This window comes from Corynebacterium sp. HMSC06C06 (assembly GCF_001807295.1).
GTDB classification, from domain to species: domain Bacteria; phylum Actinomycetota; class Actinomycetes; order Mycobacteriales; family Mycobacteriaceae; genus Corynebacterium; species Corynebacterium striatum.
The window spans coordinates 28,786-42,883 of the sequence record NZ_KV788482.1; the positions used below are offsets into that span (position 1 = coordinate 28,786).

Sequence of the window (14,098 nt, forward strand, 5' to 3'; positions counted from 1 at the left end):
AGGAGAGTGCGGGGTTGCTGAGAAGTGCACCTTAGCGGCCATTTCCAGGCTGTTGCTGGCAGGTTTAGTACGTACTGATCTCGAAAGTGAGGAAACCTACTATGGGCTCTGTCATCAAGAAGCGCCGTAAGCGCATGTCCAAGAAGAAGCACCGCAAGATGCTGCGCCGTACCCGCGTTCAGCGTCGTAAGCTTGGCAAGTAAACATTAAGGCCCTGGCTCCTTTGGGAGTCAGGGCCTTCTTGCTACTTAGCCCGGGAGTTGACTGATTCCTTACTTGCGCATCAAACGCCAGCTGCCGTAGGAGAAGGCAGCAGTGGCCATGGCAGGCAGGCCGTAGGTGCGTACTGCCTTGCGCACCGAGCGGTAGTCGCGGATGAGCCAGCCGTTGTCCTCAGCCACGTCGCGCAGCTTGGAGTCCGGGTTAATGGCCACGGGGGTCCCCACCATCGAGAGCATGGGAACGTCGTTTACGGAGTCAGAGTAGGCCGTGCAGCGCTCCAAGTCGAGGTTCTCTATCGTGGCCAATGCCGCGACTGCGTGGGTCTTGCCGGGGCCGTGGAGGATATCGCCCACGAGACGGCCGGTGAATTTGCCATCGACAACCTCAGGGACAGTACCCAGAGCGCCAGTGAAGCCAAAGCGCTTTGCCAGAACCTGGGCTAGCTGAACCGGGGTCGCGGTCACCAGCCACACTTGCTGGCCGGCCGCGATGTGCATCTGCGCCAGCTGGTTGGTGCCCGGGTAGGCGCGGCGAGCCAGCGAGGCGTCCACGATTTCCTCGCACAGTGCCACCATGTCTTCCACTGTGCGGCCTTTGACAAACTCCAAGGCCTGAACGCGGCCGGCGGCGATATCGTCGGCGTTCTCACTGCCGGAGACGCGGTATTTCAGCTGTTTCCACGCAATCGGCAGGATCTCCCGCAGCTTGAAGTAACGCTTGCGGTACAAACCAAAGGCAAAGGCCACGAGCGAGGAGCCTTGAATGAGCGTGTTGTCCACGTCGAAGAAGGCGGCCGCGCCGGCGTCCTGCGGGATGTCGGGGTCCGGCTGGGTGATCTTCTTTGCGCCAGCGGATTCGAAAGAGCCCTGCACAGAGTCCACGCCCGAGTGGTAGGACTTAAGGTCCAGCCCGAAGATGCTGTCCACCGCCGCGCTGGCAGCGGCTTCACCTGCTGCCTTTTGCGCCTCATCATCAAGCGGAGCAAAGGCTTGGTTCTCCAAGAAGTTGCGGAGATTGCCGCGGCTGGCTGTCCAGTTTGCAAGGAAGTCGCGCGGAGAATTGGGCATTATGGGTGGGGTAGGGGGCTGGGAGGCCCCAGGGGAACTAGAGGATGCGGACACGCATGCAGCTTTCGACGGTGTGGCAGACTATCGTGTCCATAGTAAACCTTTAGGCCAATGGCGTCTTTTCGAGCGTCTAAGTCAGGAGAAAATAGTTATATGTCGCGCCGCGTCGTCGAGTTGATGGTCCGTACTACCTGCGGTTCCTGCAAGCGAGTCCGGGAACAAATCACTCCGGTCGTGGAGGCTGCTGACGCCGAATTTAATGTGCGCAACGTCGATGAGGATCAAGAGCTGGCCATGGAATATGGCGACCGCGTGCCCGTTGTGGTTATTGACGGCGAGGAGTTCTCTTGCTGGGAAGTCGACAATGACGAGCTGGCCGCGGAGCTCGCTTCTTAATTGATTCAGGCGAATTAGTACTGCCTTAGTTCGGATTTTTCCGAACCAACTAGTAGTCTTTTGGTTGATTTGCATCAATCAAAGGGTTGATCTGAAAGTGGAGGATTGTGCATGAGTGTGCTCGTCGTGGGCATGTCCCACCAGTCGGCACCAGTAGCGCTGCTGGAGAAGCTAAGCATGGATGCCGCGGTGCAAACGACCGCTTGCGGGGAGCTGGTTTCTGCACAATCTCTGTCCGAGGCCATGATTATCTCCACGTGCAATCGCATGGAGGTATACACGGTCACCAACTCCTTCCACACCGGAGTCCAAGACGTCGTGCACGTCCTGACCGAGGTTTCTGGTGTCCCGGAAGATGAGCTGCGCGGTTATCTGTATGTGCGTTATGCCGACGCGGCTGCTGAACATCTCATGACGGTTACCTCCGGTCTTGACTCCATGGTGATGGGCGAGCAGCAGATTATCGGCCAGGTGCGCACCGCCTACCAGTCCGCGGCTGAGCAAGGAACTGTGGGCCCGCGCATCCACGCCTTGGCCCAGTCCGCGCTGCACACTGGCAAGCGAGTACACACCGAAACCGAGATCGACGAGGCCGGTTCCTCCATGGTGTCCTTTGCGTTCGACCAGGCCACCCAGCGCATGGGCGTAGAGGATCTCCACGGCAAGACCGCGCTCATTCTGGGGGCAGGGGCCATGGCTTCCCTCGCGGCAACGCATGCGGGCCGCTTGGGCGCGGAGCTCATTATCGCTAACCGCACCCGCGAGCGCGCAGAGCGCCTGGCTTCCCATGCCCATGAGGCTGGGGTTCACGCCGAGGTCATCGACTTTGAAGACCGCGCCCGTGCGCTTAGCCGGGTAGACCTTGCCATCTCCGCTACCGGTGCACAGAACTTCACCATTGAGGCAGACGACGTCGCCAAGCATGGCGTCACCGGCCGCACCCTCATGCTCATTGTCCTGTCCCTGCCGCGTGACATCGAGGACGCAGCTGCGGAGGCTGAAGGTGTGGACCTGGTCAACATTGAGCGCCTGAGCCGCTCCCTGAGCGCTGCGGATACCGACATCGCTGCTGGTACGAGCCCGCACGCGCAGGCACGCCGCATCGTGAACGAGGAGCTCGAGGCCTACGCTTCCGCACAACGCGTGCGCGACGTGGTGCCCGCGGTTTCTGCTTTGCGACGCCGCGCCGCCGACCTCGTCGAGTGCGAGGTTGCGCGCCTGACCCAGAAGCACCCGGAGCTCGATGATAAGCAGATGGATGACGTCAACCGCGCCTTGAAGCGCGTGGTGGACAAGCTCCTGCACGAGCCGACCGTTCGTGCGAAGCAACTGGCTGCTAACTCCGGTACAGTCAGCCACGAGACGGCCCTGCAGGAACTCTTTGGCCTGCAGATTGAAGGCACAGGTGTGGCGGTCGACGTCGACCAGCTGCCCGACTTGAGTGAAGTCAAAAAGAGCCAAGAGAACAACGCCAAGTAAGAGGAAAAACTTTTTATGTTCAAGATCGGTACTCGCGGTTCCAAGCTGGCCACCACGCAGTCGGGCCACGTGCGCGACTGGCTGAAGGTCAACGGCTTTGAGTCCGAGCTGCACATTGTCACCACCCATGGTGACGTCAACATGGCGCCCGTCGAGCGCATCGGTGTGGGCGTGTTTACGCAGGCCCTGCGCGAGGCGCTGTACGGTGGCGAGTGCGACATCGCGGTCCACTCCTTCAAGGACCTTCCCACCGCGGCCGACGAGCGTTTCCTCCTCGTCGTGCCGGAGCGCCAAGACGTGCGCGAAGCCCTCGTGGCACGCGACGGCCTGACCTTAGCGCAGCTGCCCGAGGGGGCCCGCGTGGGTACCTCGGCGCCGCGCCGTATTAGCCAGCTCAAGGCGATGCGCCCAGACCTCGACATTCAGCCGCTGCGCGGCAACATCGACACCCGTATGGGCAAGGTGACCTCCGGTGAACTCGACGCCGTGGTCTTGGCTTACGCGGGCCTAGTCCGTGCCGATTACCAGGATATGGCCAGCGAGGTCTTTGCCCCGGACACCTTCATGCCGGCCCCAGCGCAGGGCGCGCTGGCCATTGAGGCAGTCAAGGACTCCGCCGCAGCCCGTGCCATCGAGACCTTGATTGACGAGCAGGCTTCCGCCGCCTCCCTCGGCGAGCGCACTGTCCTCTCCCGCCTGGAGGCAGGCTGCACCGCGCCCGTGGCTGCAACCTCCACCATAGAGAACGGTCAGCTGACCGTGCGCGGTGGCGTCTTCGCCCTAGACGGATCGCGTCAGCTTTTGGCTTCCGCAACGGGACCTTTGAGCGATGCAGCCCAGCTGGGCAGCGCTGTCTCCGAGGAGCTTTTCTCCCGCGGTGCAGCCGAGCTGCTGGGCAACTAATTTTTTGTTTAGGCCTTGATAATTTAAGGTGTATCTAGCACACGATCATTGGCCTCCAATGATTTGGCCCCCCTTAAACAGATCCCAGGACTTCTGGCCTGGGATTTTGGCCGTTAATACGCTGTGAAGAACACCGCCCGCTGGTAGCAGGGAAAACGCTGCGCACGATCATGTCCGTGCGGGGCGCCTGAGACCCAAACGTAGAAAAGAACCTTATGAGCAACGCTGTGCCGGACATCCAGTCTGAACTGGGCAAAGTCGTATTTGTGGGCGCCGGCCCAGGCAACCCTGAGCTGTTGACCGTCCGCGCCCGCGAGGTTCTCGAGGCGAACGCCATCGCTATTGTCGACGCCGAGGTTTCCTCCGGAGTGCGCGACGTTGTCGCCCGTGCGGTCCCCGTGCCGCAGGAGCTTCTCGACGCCGCCGAGGCCGAGTACGCACGCATCTGCGCCGAGGCCAAGGAGGCTGGCGCACGCCGCAAGCCGCCGCGTCCTGCCGCGCCTACCGCAGCTGTCTTTTATGCCCCGGATGGGGAAGACGTCGTCAAGCAAATGCGTGAAGCGCTGGTTGAAGCCGACGGCCTCGATGTCATCCGCCTGGTAAGCGGCAACCCGCTCAACCGCGAGTCCATCAAAGCGGAGATTTCCGCCGTGGCCGCGGCAGGCCTGGAATTCCAGGTTGTTCCGGGCATGTCCTTGCCTTCCACCGTCCCCTCCTTTGCAGGTCTGGCGCTGGGCGCGACCTACACCGAGGCGGACATTACCGAAGGCGCTGATTGGGACTCCCTGGCAAGTGCGACGCAGCCGCTCGTACTGCAGGCTACTGCTGAGGACCTGCCGCTGATTTCTCGCGAGCTCATCGACCGTGGCATGTCCGCGGACATGGAAGCCTACGTCACCGTGCATGGCACCACCCGCCTGCAGCGCACCCACGAGACCACCTTGGGCACCTTGGGCAAGCTCGACGCCGAGCTGCCGGGTGACCTCGTGGTGACCCTGGGCCGCAGCTTCGACGATCGTTCTAAGTACTCCTGGTGGGAAAATCGCCCGCTGTACGGCTGGCGCGTGCTCGTGCCGCGCACCAAGGAGCAGGCGGCTGCCATGTCCGCGCGTCTGGCTGGCTACGGCGCTATCCCGCAGTCTGTGCCCACCATCTCGGTGGAGCCGCCGCGTAACCCGGCGCAGATGGACCGCGCCATCAAGGGCATCGTGGAAGGCCGCTACAAGTGGATCGTGTTTACCTCTGTCAACGCAGTCTCTGCTGTGTGGGAGAAGATCGCCGATCTGGGCCTGGATGCCCGCGACTTCGCAGGCGTGCACCTGGCAGCGGTGGGCAGCAAGACCGCCGACGCCATCCGCGCCAAGGGCATGGTCCCGGAGCTGTTGCCGAATAAGCGCAAGCAGAACGCCGAGGGCCTGGTTGAGGTCTTCCCCAACTACGTCGAGGACATCGATGCTGTGGGCCGCGTGCTGTTGCCGCGCGCTGACATTGCTGGCGACGCCCTGGTGACCGGCCTGGAGGAGCTGGGCTGGGAGGTCGACGACGTCGTGGCTTACCGTACCGTGCGTGCGGCACCGCCTGCGGCTGAGGTGCGCGACATGATCAAGTCGGGCGGTTTTGACGCCGTGGCGTTTACCTCTGGCTCGACCGTGCGCAACTTGGTGGGTATCGCTGGCAAGCCGCACGCTCGCACCATCATTGCTTGCATCGGACCGTCCACGAAGGCCGCGGCTGAGGAGTTGGGCCTGCGCGTTGATGTGGTTCCGGAGGTCGCTGAGGTGCCTGCGCTTATCGACGCCCTCGCCGAGCACGTCGCCGCACTGCGCGCCGCTGGCAACCTGCCTGCGCCGCGTAAGAAGCGTCGCAAGCGTAAGACGAGCGCCAAGTCTGCATAGACGCTGCGGCTGAGTAGACTAGCGGGGCACAAGAAAAAGCCTTCACGCGTGCTCGCCTGTGACAGGGTGAGCCCAAAGGAGAAGTCATTATGGATCTTATTCGTCGCCCCCGCCGTCTGCGCCAGTCCCCAGCTTTCCGCGAGCTTGTTGCGGAAACTACACTGCGTCCGGCAGATCTGATTCTGCCAATGTTCATCGTTGACGGTATTGACGAGTCCCGCGAGATCCCCTCCATGCCGGGGGTTTATCAGCACACCTTCGATTCCTTGAAGCGCGCCGCGCATGAGGCGCTCGATGCGGGCGTCAAGTGCGTGGACCTCTTCGGCGTGCCGCTGGACGAGGATAAGGATGAGACCGGTTCCGTGGCATGGGATCCGCAGGGAATCCTGAACCGCGGCATCGAGGAGCTGCGCCGTGAATTCGGCGATGACCTCATCGTCATGGCGGACACCTGCCTGGACGAGTTCACCTCCCACGGACACTGTGGCGTGGTGGATGACAAGGGCCGCGTCAAGAATGATGAGACGGTGAAGCTCTACCAGGACATGGCTCGCTCCCAAGCCCGCGCTGGCGCGCACATGGTTAGCCCATCTGGAATGATGGATGGCCAGATCGCCGCCATCCGCGAGGCCCTTGACGAGGCCGGCCACGAGGACGTCGCCATCATGGCCTACTCGGCCAAGTACGCCTCTGCGTTCTTTGGCCCGTTCCGCGATGCCGTGGGCTCCTCTCTGGAGGGCGACCGCCGCACCTACCAGCAGGATCCGCGCAACCTCCGCGAGTCCCTGCTGGAGATCGACCTCGACATCGAAGAGGGCGCGGACTTCGTCATGGTCAAGCCGGGCCTGCCTTACCTCGATGTGCTGGCGGCAGCGGTGGAGCGCTCCTGCGTGCCGGTGGCCGTGTACCAGGTCTCTGGCGAGTACGCCATGATTAAGGCGGCTGCGCAGAATGGCTGGATTGACGGTGAGGCCGTTATGCTGGAGTCCTTGACTGCATTCAAGCGTGCAGGTGCGGATCAGATTCTGACCTACTTCGCCACCGACGCAGCGCGACTTCTGAAGTAGTTTCTGAACTAAGTTCAGAAGTGATTTTGGCCCACCAGCTTCAAACAGCGACCGAACCTTCAAAAGGATATCTGTGACATTCCCGGCTCCTCAGTCCCCTCAGCAGACCCCGCAGGCTCCAACTGCTGCCCAGGCCCCGCAAGCCCCACAAGCTCCGCAACCGGAAAAGGAGCGCCCTGAGGCAGTAAGCCTCATGCTCAAGCTGTGGGCCGGCGCCTTGGGCTTTGAGGTCATTCACCAGATACTGAATGTGGTGATGACGCTCCTCAACCGCTCGGTGCTGTTTGCCGAGGCTCGCAAGACTGCTGAGGAAGCCGCGAAGGATTCGGGGCAGGAAATCTCCGACTCCTTGATCAGCATCATCGGTTATGGCTCGGTGGCCTTCTCCAGCCTGATTTCTTTGGTCATCATCGTGGTCCTTGAGGTGATGCTGTACTTGCTGAACAAGAACAAGAAGTCTGCGGGCACGGGACGTCGCCTGTGGTTCGCGTTCTCCTTGTTCTTTGCTTTTCGCACGCTGCTCGTCTTCCTCTCGAGCCCGGCCGGCAGCGAGGCGCCGGACTGGCTCATCATGGTCGATGGCACCGTGCAGATCTTGGTCGGCGTAGCTGCGGTAATGGGTCTAATATTCTCCGTGAAGGAAGAAACCCTGGACTACACCGGCGAGCTCGAGGAAATGCGCAAGCTGGAGCAGGAACTCGCGCAAGAACGCCGCGACAAAGAACGCGAGCGCCGAGAACAGGAACGCAAAGAGCTGTTGGAAAAGCAGCAGAAAACTTCAGAACACGATGCCCCGCGCGACTCCGGTCGCTATGACCAGGAGCCACGGCGATGACAAGTATGTTCCCGGGCCAAGGAAACGGCCAACCCAAAGGTGACCCATCCCGGCCGGGGCCGGTTGATTACAACCGTGCAGGACGCAAGAAGAAGGGCGCGGAAGACTCTGCTGCGGCAGCGAACCATGCAAACTGGTGGCCGCGTTCGCTGCGCTTTTCCTACTGGGTTCTCGTCATTGCTGCAGTCATCATGCTGGTCTCTGGCATGGTGGGCCTCTTCGGCGACTCCGGCGCTGAGGAAGTCGCTGCCTCCCCGGAAGTGGCTGAGTACCTTTCCCGCAACCGCAACTTCGTAGCTATTTCCAACATCGTGTGCGCCATCATCATGGCTGTTTGCTCCGCGCAGCTAGCGCACGGCTCCAAGTGGTCGCGCCGCATCATCACCATCGCGATTGCGGTGACGCTGTTCGTCAACATCGCCGCGATGGCGCTGGGTGTGGGTGGACTCATCCTCATCGTTATTCCAGTGGTTCTGGCGGTGGCTTTGCTCTTGCTTTATCGCCCTGATTCCAACCAGTTCATTCGCGAGCACAACCCGCGCTTCTAGCTTTTGCGTGGGATCGCATGCGCGGGCCCGCTAGCGAAGGTGTGGCTAACTAGATTCGTATCCAACTTTTGATTCATAATGAGGACCATGTCACGACTCAACAACGCCCCGCTTATCGACGCTGCCACTGGCCGCACTCCCTCTCGTCCGCCGGTGTGGTTCATGCGCCAAGCTGGACGTTCGCTGCCTGAGTACCGCAAAGTGCGCGAGGGCATCGACATGCTCGACTCCTGCTTCATACCGGAGCTGCTCGCCGAAATCACCCTGCAGCCGGTCCGCCGCCACGACGTCGACGGCGCCATCCTGTTCAGCGATATCGTCGTTCCGCTCAAAGCAGCAGGAGTAGGCGTGAACATCGTTCCCGGCCGCGGCCCAGTCATGGACGCGCCCATCCGCACCCGTCAGGACGTGGAGAACCTGCCCATCCTGGACCAGGACGTTCCCGAGGTCCGCGAAGGCATCCGCATTATCCTGGACGAGCTGAACCCGCAGCAGGCGCTCATTGGTTTCGTTGGTGCGCCTTTCACTCTGGCCAGCTACCTCGTGGAGGGCGGCCCGTCCAAGAACCACGAGAAAACCAAGGCCCTCATGCACGCGGAGCCGGAGACTTGGCACGTGTTGATGGAGCGCCTGACACCCACCATCATCTCCTTCTTGGAGCTGCAGATGGAGGCGGGCATCGACGCGATGCAGCTCTTCGACTCCTGGGCGGGCTACCTCAACGAGCGTGATTACCGCGAGTTCGTGCTGCCGTATTCCACGCGCATCCTCGCAGCTGCTGAGGGCCGCGTGCCACGCATCCACTTTGGTGTGGGAACCGGCGAGCTGCTCGGCGCGATGTCCGAGGCCGGCTCTGAAGTCATGGGCGTGGACTACCGCGTCTCCATGGATGCCGCAGCCAAGCGCGTGAGCGCCCGCACTTTGCAGGGCAACCTGGATCCTGCGCTCTTGTTCGCTGGCGACGACGCCATCCGCGGCGCAGTGCGCGCCATCAAGGGCGAGGTCGCGGCAGCCCAAGCGGCCGGCGACATCGATACGCATATCTGGAACTTGGGCCACGGAGTACTACCTACCACTGACGCCGACGCTGTCACCCGCGCCGTCGCCATCATCCACGAGGAGGGCTAATGAAGATCGCAATTATTGGTGCAGGCTTGGCGGGCCTTACAGCCGCGTGGGAGATCGCTTCCCGCAACGAGGGCCACGAGATCGACGTCTACGAGGCAGAGGGCCGTATTGGCGGAAAGCTCTACACCGTGCCTTTCAACGACGGCCCAACCGACATGGGCGCGGAGGCCTTCCTCGCCCGCAACGCTGAGGTCGTGGACTTCTTCACCCAGCTGGGCTTGGCGGACTCCTTCGTCTCCCCATCGGGCCTTTCCCCGCTGGTCTACGTGGATTCGAAGCTGCAGTCCCTGCCCTCCGGCGGCATGATGGGCATCCCGTCTTCCTCGGCCACCATTGCACCTTTGGTCTCCGAAGAGACGGCGAAGCGCATCGACAACGAGGAGCCCTTTGAATGGGAAATCGGCGGCGACGTGTCCGTGGGCAAGCTGGTGCGCCAGCAGTTCGGCGACGACGTCGTCGAGCACGTGGTCTCCGCTCTATTGGGCGGCGTGTACTCATGCACTGCGGACGACCTGGGGCTGCGCGCCACCATCCCGGCGTTGGCAGCGACCTTGGACAAGCTCGCCGCAGAGGGGCCCGTGACCCTTTCCGCCGCAGTCAAGGCGATGGAGGAGGCCCGACCTCGCACGCCTGGCAAGGGAGCACCGTTCCAAACTTTCCGCGGCGGCTACGCCGAGGTCTACGAGGCATTGGCTGAGAAGTCCGGGGCCGCTATCCACCTGGATTCGTTCATCTCCGGCGTGACCCGCGAGGGCGAAGGCTTCCGCGTGAAGGGCGCACCAAACGAGACCAGCCTTTATGACCGCGTGCTTTTTGCCACCCCGGCGCCGACCACCGCGCGCCTACTCCCAGCGCTTTCTCCTGCGGCTGCTGCCGCGCTGAAGAAGGTGAAGCTGGCCGGCTCCGTAGTTGTGGGCTTCAAGTTCGACTCGGATACTGATCCGGAAGGCAACCGCTTGCCCGATAACACCGGAATCCTGGTGGGCACGGATCAAGAGGGCGTAAACGCTAAAGCGTTTACGCTGTCTTCGAGAAAGTGGCCACACCTAGCTGAGCGCGGCGGTGCCCTGGTCCGCGCGTCTTTCGGCCGTTTTGGCGACGACGCACTGCTGCGCGCTGAGGAAGATCAGCTGGTGGATTACGCGTTGGACGACCTCCAGCACATCACTGGTTTCGATGGCCGCGCGGCGGGCGTTTCTGAAATCTTCACCCAGCGCTGGTTCGGTGGCATCCCGCGTTACGACGAGACCCATCTGGCCACGGTTGCCGCGGCGCACGCCGCGCTTGCCGACGTCCCTGGCATAGAAGCCACCGGTGCCTGGTCCGGTGGCGTGGGCGTGCCAGCCGTCATCGCTGATGCCCGCGCGGCTGCGCAGCGTCTGCTCGCGTAGCTAGAGAGCAGGAAACCCCTCGCCCTTCGCCAGCCAGGCCGCCTACGAAAAACCTCCACCGACAAGCTGCTAGAGCAAAATTGGCAAAGCGACGGAACCTATGAGCAGTAGCAGAATGACGGCCATGAAAACCTTCGCCTGCCAGCGGGCGTAGTTGAAGTTCACGCCGGCGCCAAAGCGCTTGTCTACCATGACGGCTGGGTCGTCAGGGTTGTAATAGAACATGCCCCACTTGTAGAACTCGTCATTATCGGGGGAGTCTTTGCCGTCGTCAGGGAAATTCACGCCCCGCAGGGCATCATCGATGCGCGTTTGTGCGCGCAGGATCATCATGATGAGGGCGATGACCCCGACCAGGCTCATGACGATAACGCCGATGAATCCCACAGGCAGCCAGCCGGCGTAGCGAGGCAATGCGGAGGCAACCTGAATCTGCGACATGGGTAGGCAGATTGCAAAGAGTAAGAAACCTGTTGCCTGGTTTGTTGCGTCCATTACCGCGCGGTTTCGCAGCTGACCCTTGATGGAGCGGTCCGAACGTGAATGGACCGATGAGGTGCAGACGAACCAAAAAATCAGTGCGAAGACTGCGATCATTCCGAAGTTAACGAAGGTCAACCCGAATACAGTGCCGATGCCTTTGTCGCTCCAGGCGTCGGGCTGCATGGAGGCGCCCCAGTGCGTAGGGATGGTCTCGGGAATCGTGTCCCAGCCTTGGGCAACGATGCCCGCGGAAGCTGCGGTCATGAGCAGTGAGCCGAGGACCCAAATCCAGGGAAAGCGGGGCTGGGCGGTGAGGTCGGCCAGCGCGCTGTTGTTCAGCGACGTGGCAGTTATCTGTGCAGAAATGGCTGTTTCGACATCGTCATACCAGCCGCCCGCGGCTTTGGCCTCGATGATGCGGCGACGCGATTTAACGTAAGCAAAGAGTGCTCCAAAGATGACGATAAGGGAAGGCAGCGCTGCGAATGCTGGCCACTTCCATGTGGCCACTGAAATAAGGGTGGCGGCGATACCAATCGCCCACACGAGGCAGCGGTAGTGCTTAATGGCATCAGTTACTGCAGGCTCAGCGCGTTTGTCTTGGGGTACTGAAACGCCAAGGGGCAAGACGGCCATCGCCGGTGCTGCCGCCAGGGCCCACGTCACAGCTAAGGTGACCGCGGCCATTGATAATGCGAAAATCATGGTAGTTCCTTCAGGATGGCGTCGAGATGGTCACGGATTTCGGAAACGGTGAAGCCCTGCGCGCGTGCAAGCCAGGCGACGCGGGTGAGGCCCTCGTCGAGTTGCTGGGATTGGGCTGCAGTGCGGGCGCCTGGGCGGACCACGGTGCCGGAGCGTCCAGCGGTTTCTACGAGGCCGTCGGCTACGAGCTGGTCGTAGGCCTTCTTGACCGTGGCCGGGTTGATGCCGAAGTCGGCTGCGAGACGGCGAACTGGATCAAGCTTGTCGCCGTCACGGAGCTGACCGTGAGCGATGGCCGCAACTATCTTGTCGTGGATTTGTTTAAACAGTGGGACGTCAGAGTCCGGGCTAAGGGTGATGAACATGCACCCTCACTTTCTGTGTTGTTCTTACTAATACAACGTTGTATTAGTAAATATAGCACAGATTGTATTGGTGTCAATGATACAAGCTTAGGCTGAAACTAGTTACCTAAAGCTCAACGGTGCGATCGAGAAGCAAGCGTGCACAGAAGTGTTCGTCGTGACTCACCACCAGCATTGCCCCGCAGTATGCAGAGAGGACGTCGATAAGCCAATCCACGGTGGGAATGTCGAGGTTGTTCGTGGGTTCGTCGAGGAGTAGAAACTTCGGCGCTGGGTCTGACAACAAGACCCGGGCGCATTCGGCCCGAAAGCGCTCGCCGCCTGATAACTGGGAAAGCGGAGCGTGTACGCTGTCGTTCTGGAACAGTAATTGCGCAAGCTGATTGCGCAGATACTGCGGCGCAGCGTGAGGATTGGACTCGGTCACTAACTCCCACACGCTTTTATTGCCGGGAAGCGTTATGCGCTGACGCAAGTAGCCACAGGCTAGTGCGTAGTCGACGTCGCCGTTTGCCACGCGGTTGAGGAACGTTGTCTTTCCGGAACCGTTGGGGCCTGCGAGTCGGACGCGCTCAGGGCCCACGATGCTGAGTAGCTCACTGCGGAGAACGTGGGTTGCGTTAGGCAGTTGAGTGCTCGGAAGCTCGATATGGACGGCAGAATCGTCGCGTAGCCGCAGCTGAGCTTTGTCGTACTCCTGCTGTGCGCTTGCCACTGATTGGGCTGCTTCGTGCGAGCGCTTGGCAGCTGTGTTTTGAGAGCGATTCTTGTCCAGGCCCATTGCGAGAGGTGGCTTGCGCTTGGAGGCCGCGTATTTCTTTCCGCGACGCTCATCCCGGGCTAGCCGCGTTTGCATTGCTGACCGCTGGCGGACTTCTTTGCGTAAGGCGGCCTTGGCCTGGTGGACGTCGGCAAGCGCGGCGTCCTGCTCTTGGTCAATAGCCTCCTCATAGGAGGCATAGTTCCCAGTAAACATGCGTAACGAGCCGTGGTAGAGCTCGGCGATGCAATCTGCGTGATTGAGTAGATCGCGGTCGTGTGAAATGACCAAAACCTGGGCCGGCGAGTCAGCGATCAAGCTAAGGAGAAGTTCCTTGGACTGCGCATCAAGGTTGTTTGTGGGCTCATCCAAAATGATCACGTCAGGTTCGGAGAAAAAGAGCGCAGTAAGCGCGACAGTAACGGCCTCGCCGCCCGATAGGCTACCGATTGTGCGATCCAAGGAAATGGGCAATTCCGACGCCGCGAGCGCAGCACTGATTTTTTCCTTGAGGTCCCAATGCTCGCCGACGACCTCTACGAGCTCGTCGGTGTAGTGTCCCGCTTCGATTTGCTCGATGGCCTCCAATACTTCACGGGCGTGGAACACGTCGGCAACAGTATCGGAGACTTTTAGACCTAAGTCTTGGTCGAGGTACCCGACGCTAGGGGCACTGACGGTACCTGAGGTTGGTTCGAGTATCCCGGCCAGCGCCTTGGCCAGCGTTGATTTGCCCGAGCCGTTGGTGCCAACGAGTCCGGTGAACTGTGCACTAAAAGTCCCATTGAGATTCGAGAAACAGGGTTTACCATCGGGCCACACAATGGTGAGGTCAGTGAAAGAAATAGGCATGG

The 14,098-nt window shown here is 61.2% G+C and carries 14 protein-coding genes; 10 read left to right on the forward strand and 4 right to left on the reverse strand.

All coding sequences use genetic code 11. From position 1 onward, the window contains the following. Positions 1-101: 101 nt before the first annotated feature. On the forward strand, positions 102-203 hold the full coding sequence (locus HMPREF3153_RS12385; protein WP_003855542.1) for a 30S ribosomal protein bS22: 102 nt from the start codon (positions 102-104) through the stop codon (positions 201-203). Positions 204-272: 69 nt separating this feature from the next. Here HMPREF3153_RS12385 and HMPREF3153_RS03840 read toward each other — a convergent pair whose 3' ends face one another. After that, positions 273-1,289 carry an HAD-IB family hydrolase gene (locus HMPREF3153_RS03840; protein ID WP_005527602.1) on the reverse strand — a complete coding sequence of 339 codons (1,017 nt, stop codon included), beginning with the start codon at positions 1,287-1,289 and terminating at the stop codon, positions 273-275. Positions 1,290-1,442: 153 nt separating this feature from the next. Between HMPREF3153_RS03840 and HMPREF3153_RS03845 the strand changes: the two genes are divergently transcribed. From HMPREF3153_RS03845 to HMPREF3153_RS03885, 9 genes are all read left to right on the forward strand, one after another. Further along, entirely contained in the window at positions 1,443-1,685 is a 243-nt protein-coding gene (locus HMPREF3153_RS03845; protein ID WP_005527603.1) for a glutaredoxin family protein, read from the forward strand. Between the two features lie 111 nt (positions 1,686-1,796). Next, the gene (locus HMPREF3153_RS03850; protein ID WP_070420069.1) at positions 1,797-3,164 is read left to right on the forward strand and encodes a glutamyl-tRNA reductase; all 1,368 of its coding nucleotides are present in this window, start codon (positions 1,797-1,799) and stop codon (positions 3,162-3,164) included. A 15-nt stretch (positions 3,165-3,179) separates the two neighbouring features. After that, positions 3,180-4,067, forward strand: a complete 888-nt coding sequence (gene hemC / locus HMPREF3153_RS03855) for a hydroxymethylbilane synthase (protein WP_046645662.1) — start codon at positions 3,180-3,182, stop codon at positions 4,065-4,067. Positions 4,068-4,282: 215 nt separating this feature from the next. Continuing rightward, the gene (locus tag HMPREF3153_RS03860) at positions 4,283-5,962 is read left to right on the forward strand and encodes a bifunctional uroporphyrinogen-III C-methyltransferase/uroporphyrinogen-III synthase (protein ID WP_046645661.1); all 1,680 of its coding nucleotides are present in this window, start codon (positions 4,283-4,285) and stop codon (positions 5,960-5,962) included. An 89-nt stretch (positions 5,963-6,051) separates the two neighbouring features. Beyond that, on the forward strand, positions 6,052-7,029 hold the full coding sequence (hemB, locus tag HMPREF3153_RS03865; RefSeq protein ID WP_070420070.1) for a porphobilinogen synthase: 978 nt from the start codon (positions 6,052-6,054) through the stop codon (positions 7,027-7,029). Positions 7,030-7,102: 73 nt separating this feature from the next. Continuing rightward, on the forward strand, positions 7,103-7,864 hold the full coding sequence (locus tag HMPREF3153_RS03870) for an MFS transporter (RefSeq protein ID WP_070420071.1): 762 nt from the start codon (positions 7,103-7,105) through the stop codon (positions 7,862-7,864). Beyond that, complete coding sequence (locus HMPREF3153_RS03875) at positions 7,861-8,412, forward strand: tellurium resistance protein TerC (RefSeq protein ID WP_046645658.1); 552 nt, start codon at positions 7,861-7,863, stop codon at positions 8,410-8,412. Before HMPREF3153_RS03870 ends, HMPREF3153_RS03875 begins: the two co-directional genes overlap by 4 nt. An 87-nt stretch (positions 8,413-8,499) precedes the next feature. Next, entirely contained in the window at positions 8,500-9,540 is a 1,041-nt protein-coding gene (gene hemE, locus HMPREF3153_RS03880; protein WP_046645657.1) for a uroporphyrinogen decarboxylase, read from the forward strand. Next, positions 9,540-10,931 carry a protoporphyrinogen oxidase gene (locus HMPREF3153_RS03885; RefSeq protein ID WP_070420072.1) on the forward strand — a complete coding sequence of 464 codons (1,392 nt, stop codon included), beginning with the start codon at positions 9,540-9,542 and terminating at the stop codon, positions 10,929-10,931. Before hemE ends, HMPREF3153_RS03885 begins: the two co-directional genes overlap by 1 nt. 69 nt (positions 10,932-11,000) lie before the next feature. Here HMPREF3153_RS03885 and HMPREF3153_RS03890 read toward each other — a convergent pair whose 3' ends face one another. From HMPREF3153_RS03890 to HMPREF3153_RS03900, 3 genes are all read right to left on the reverse strand, one after another. Next, positions 11,001-12,119 carry a DUF1648 domain-containing protein gene (locus HMPREF3153_RS03890; RefSeq protein WP_070420073.1) on the reverse strand — a complete coding sequence of 373 codons (1,119 nt, stop codon included), beginning with the start codon at positions 12,117-12,119 and terminating at the stop codon, positions 11,001-11,003. Next, complete coding sequence (locus HMPREF3153_RS03895) at positions 12,116-12,484, reverse strand: GntR family transcriptional regulator (RefSeq protein ID WP_070420074.1); 369 nt, start codon at positions 12,482-12,484, stop codon at positions 12,116-12,118. The genes HMPREF3153_RS03890 and HMPREF3153_RS03895 overlap by 4 nt, the downstream gene beginning before the upstream one ends. 106 nt (positions 12,485-12,590) lie before the next feature. Next, a complete protein-coding gene (locus HMPREF3153_RS03900) occupies positions 12,591-14,096 on the reverse strand; it encodes an ABC-F family ATP-binding cassette domain-containing protein (protein WP_070420075.1) in 1,506 nt (501 codons plus the stop codon). Positions 14,097-14,098 lie beyond the last annotated feature (2 nt).

Bases quoted from the DNA above. Each gene is read 5' to 3' on its own strand.
- HMPREF3153_RS12385 (WP_003855542.1), top strand. From the start codon at position 102: ATGGGCTCTGTCATCAAGAAGCGCCGTAAGCGCATGTCCAAGAAGAAG.
- HMPREF3153_RS03840 (WP_005527602.1), bottom strand. From the start codon at position 1,289: ATGCCCAATTCTCCGCGCGACTTCCTTGCAAACTGGACAGCCAGCCGC.
- HMPREF3153_RS03845 (WP_005527603.1), top strand. From the start codon at position 1,443: ATGTCGCGCCGCGTCGTCGAGTTGATGGTCCGTACTACCTGCGGTTCC.
- HMPREF3153_RS03850 (WP_070420069.1), top strand. From the start codon at position 1,797: ATGAGTGTGCTCGTCGTGGGCATGTCCCACCAGTCGGCACCAGTAGCG.
- hemC (WP_046645662.1), top strand. From the start codon at position 3,180: ATGTTCAAGATCGGTACTCGCGGTTCCAAGCTGGCCACCACGCAGTCG.
- HMPREF3153_RS03860 (WP_046645661.1), top strand. From the start codon at position 4,283: ATGAGCAACGCTGTGCCGGACATCCAGTCTGAACTGGGCAAAGTCGTA.
- hemB (WP_070420070.1), top strand. From the start codon at position 6,052: ATGGATCTTATTCGTCGCCCCCGCCGTCTGCGCCAGTCCCCAGCTTTC.
- HMPREF3153_RS03875 (WP_046645658.1), top strand. From the start codon at position 7,861: ATGACAAGTATGTTCCCGGGCCAAGGAAACGGCCAACCCAAAGGTGAC.
- hemE (WP_046645657.1), top strand. From the start codon at position 8,500: ATGTCACGACTCAACAACGCCCCGCTTATCGACGCTGCCACTGGCCGC.
- HMPREF3153_RS03885 (WP_070420072.1), top strand. From the start codon at position 9,540: ATGAAGATCGCAATTATTGGTGCAGGCTTGGCGGGCCTTACAGCCGCG.
- HMPREF3153_RS03890 (WP_070420073.1), bottom strand. From the start codon at position 12,119: ATGATTTTCGCATTATCAATGGCCGCGGTCACCTTAGCTGTGACGTGG.
- HMPREF3153_RS03895 (WP_070420074.1), bottom strand. From the start codon at position 12,484: ATGTTCATCACCCTTAGCCCGGACTCTGACGTCCCACTGTTTAAACAA.
- HMPREF3153_RS03900 (WP_070420075.1), bottom strand. From the start codon at position 14,096: ATGCCTATTTCTTTCACTGACCTCACCATTGTGTGGCCCGATGGTAAA.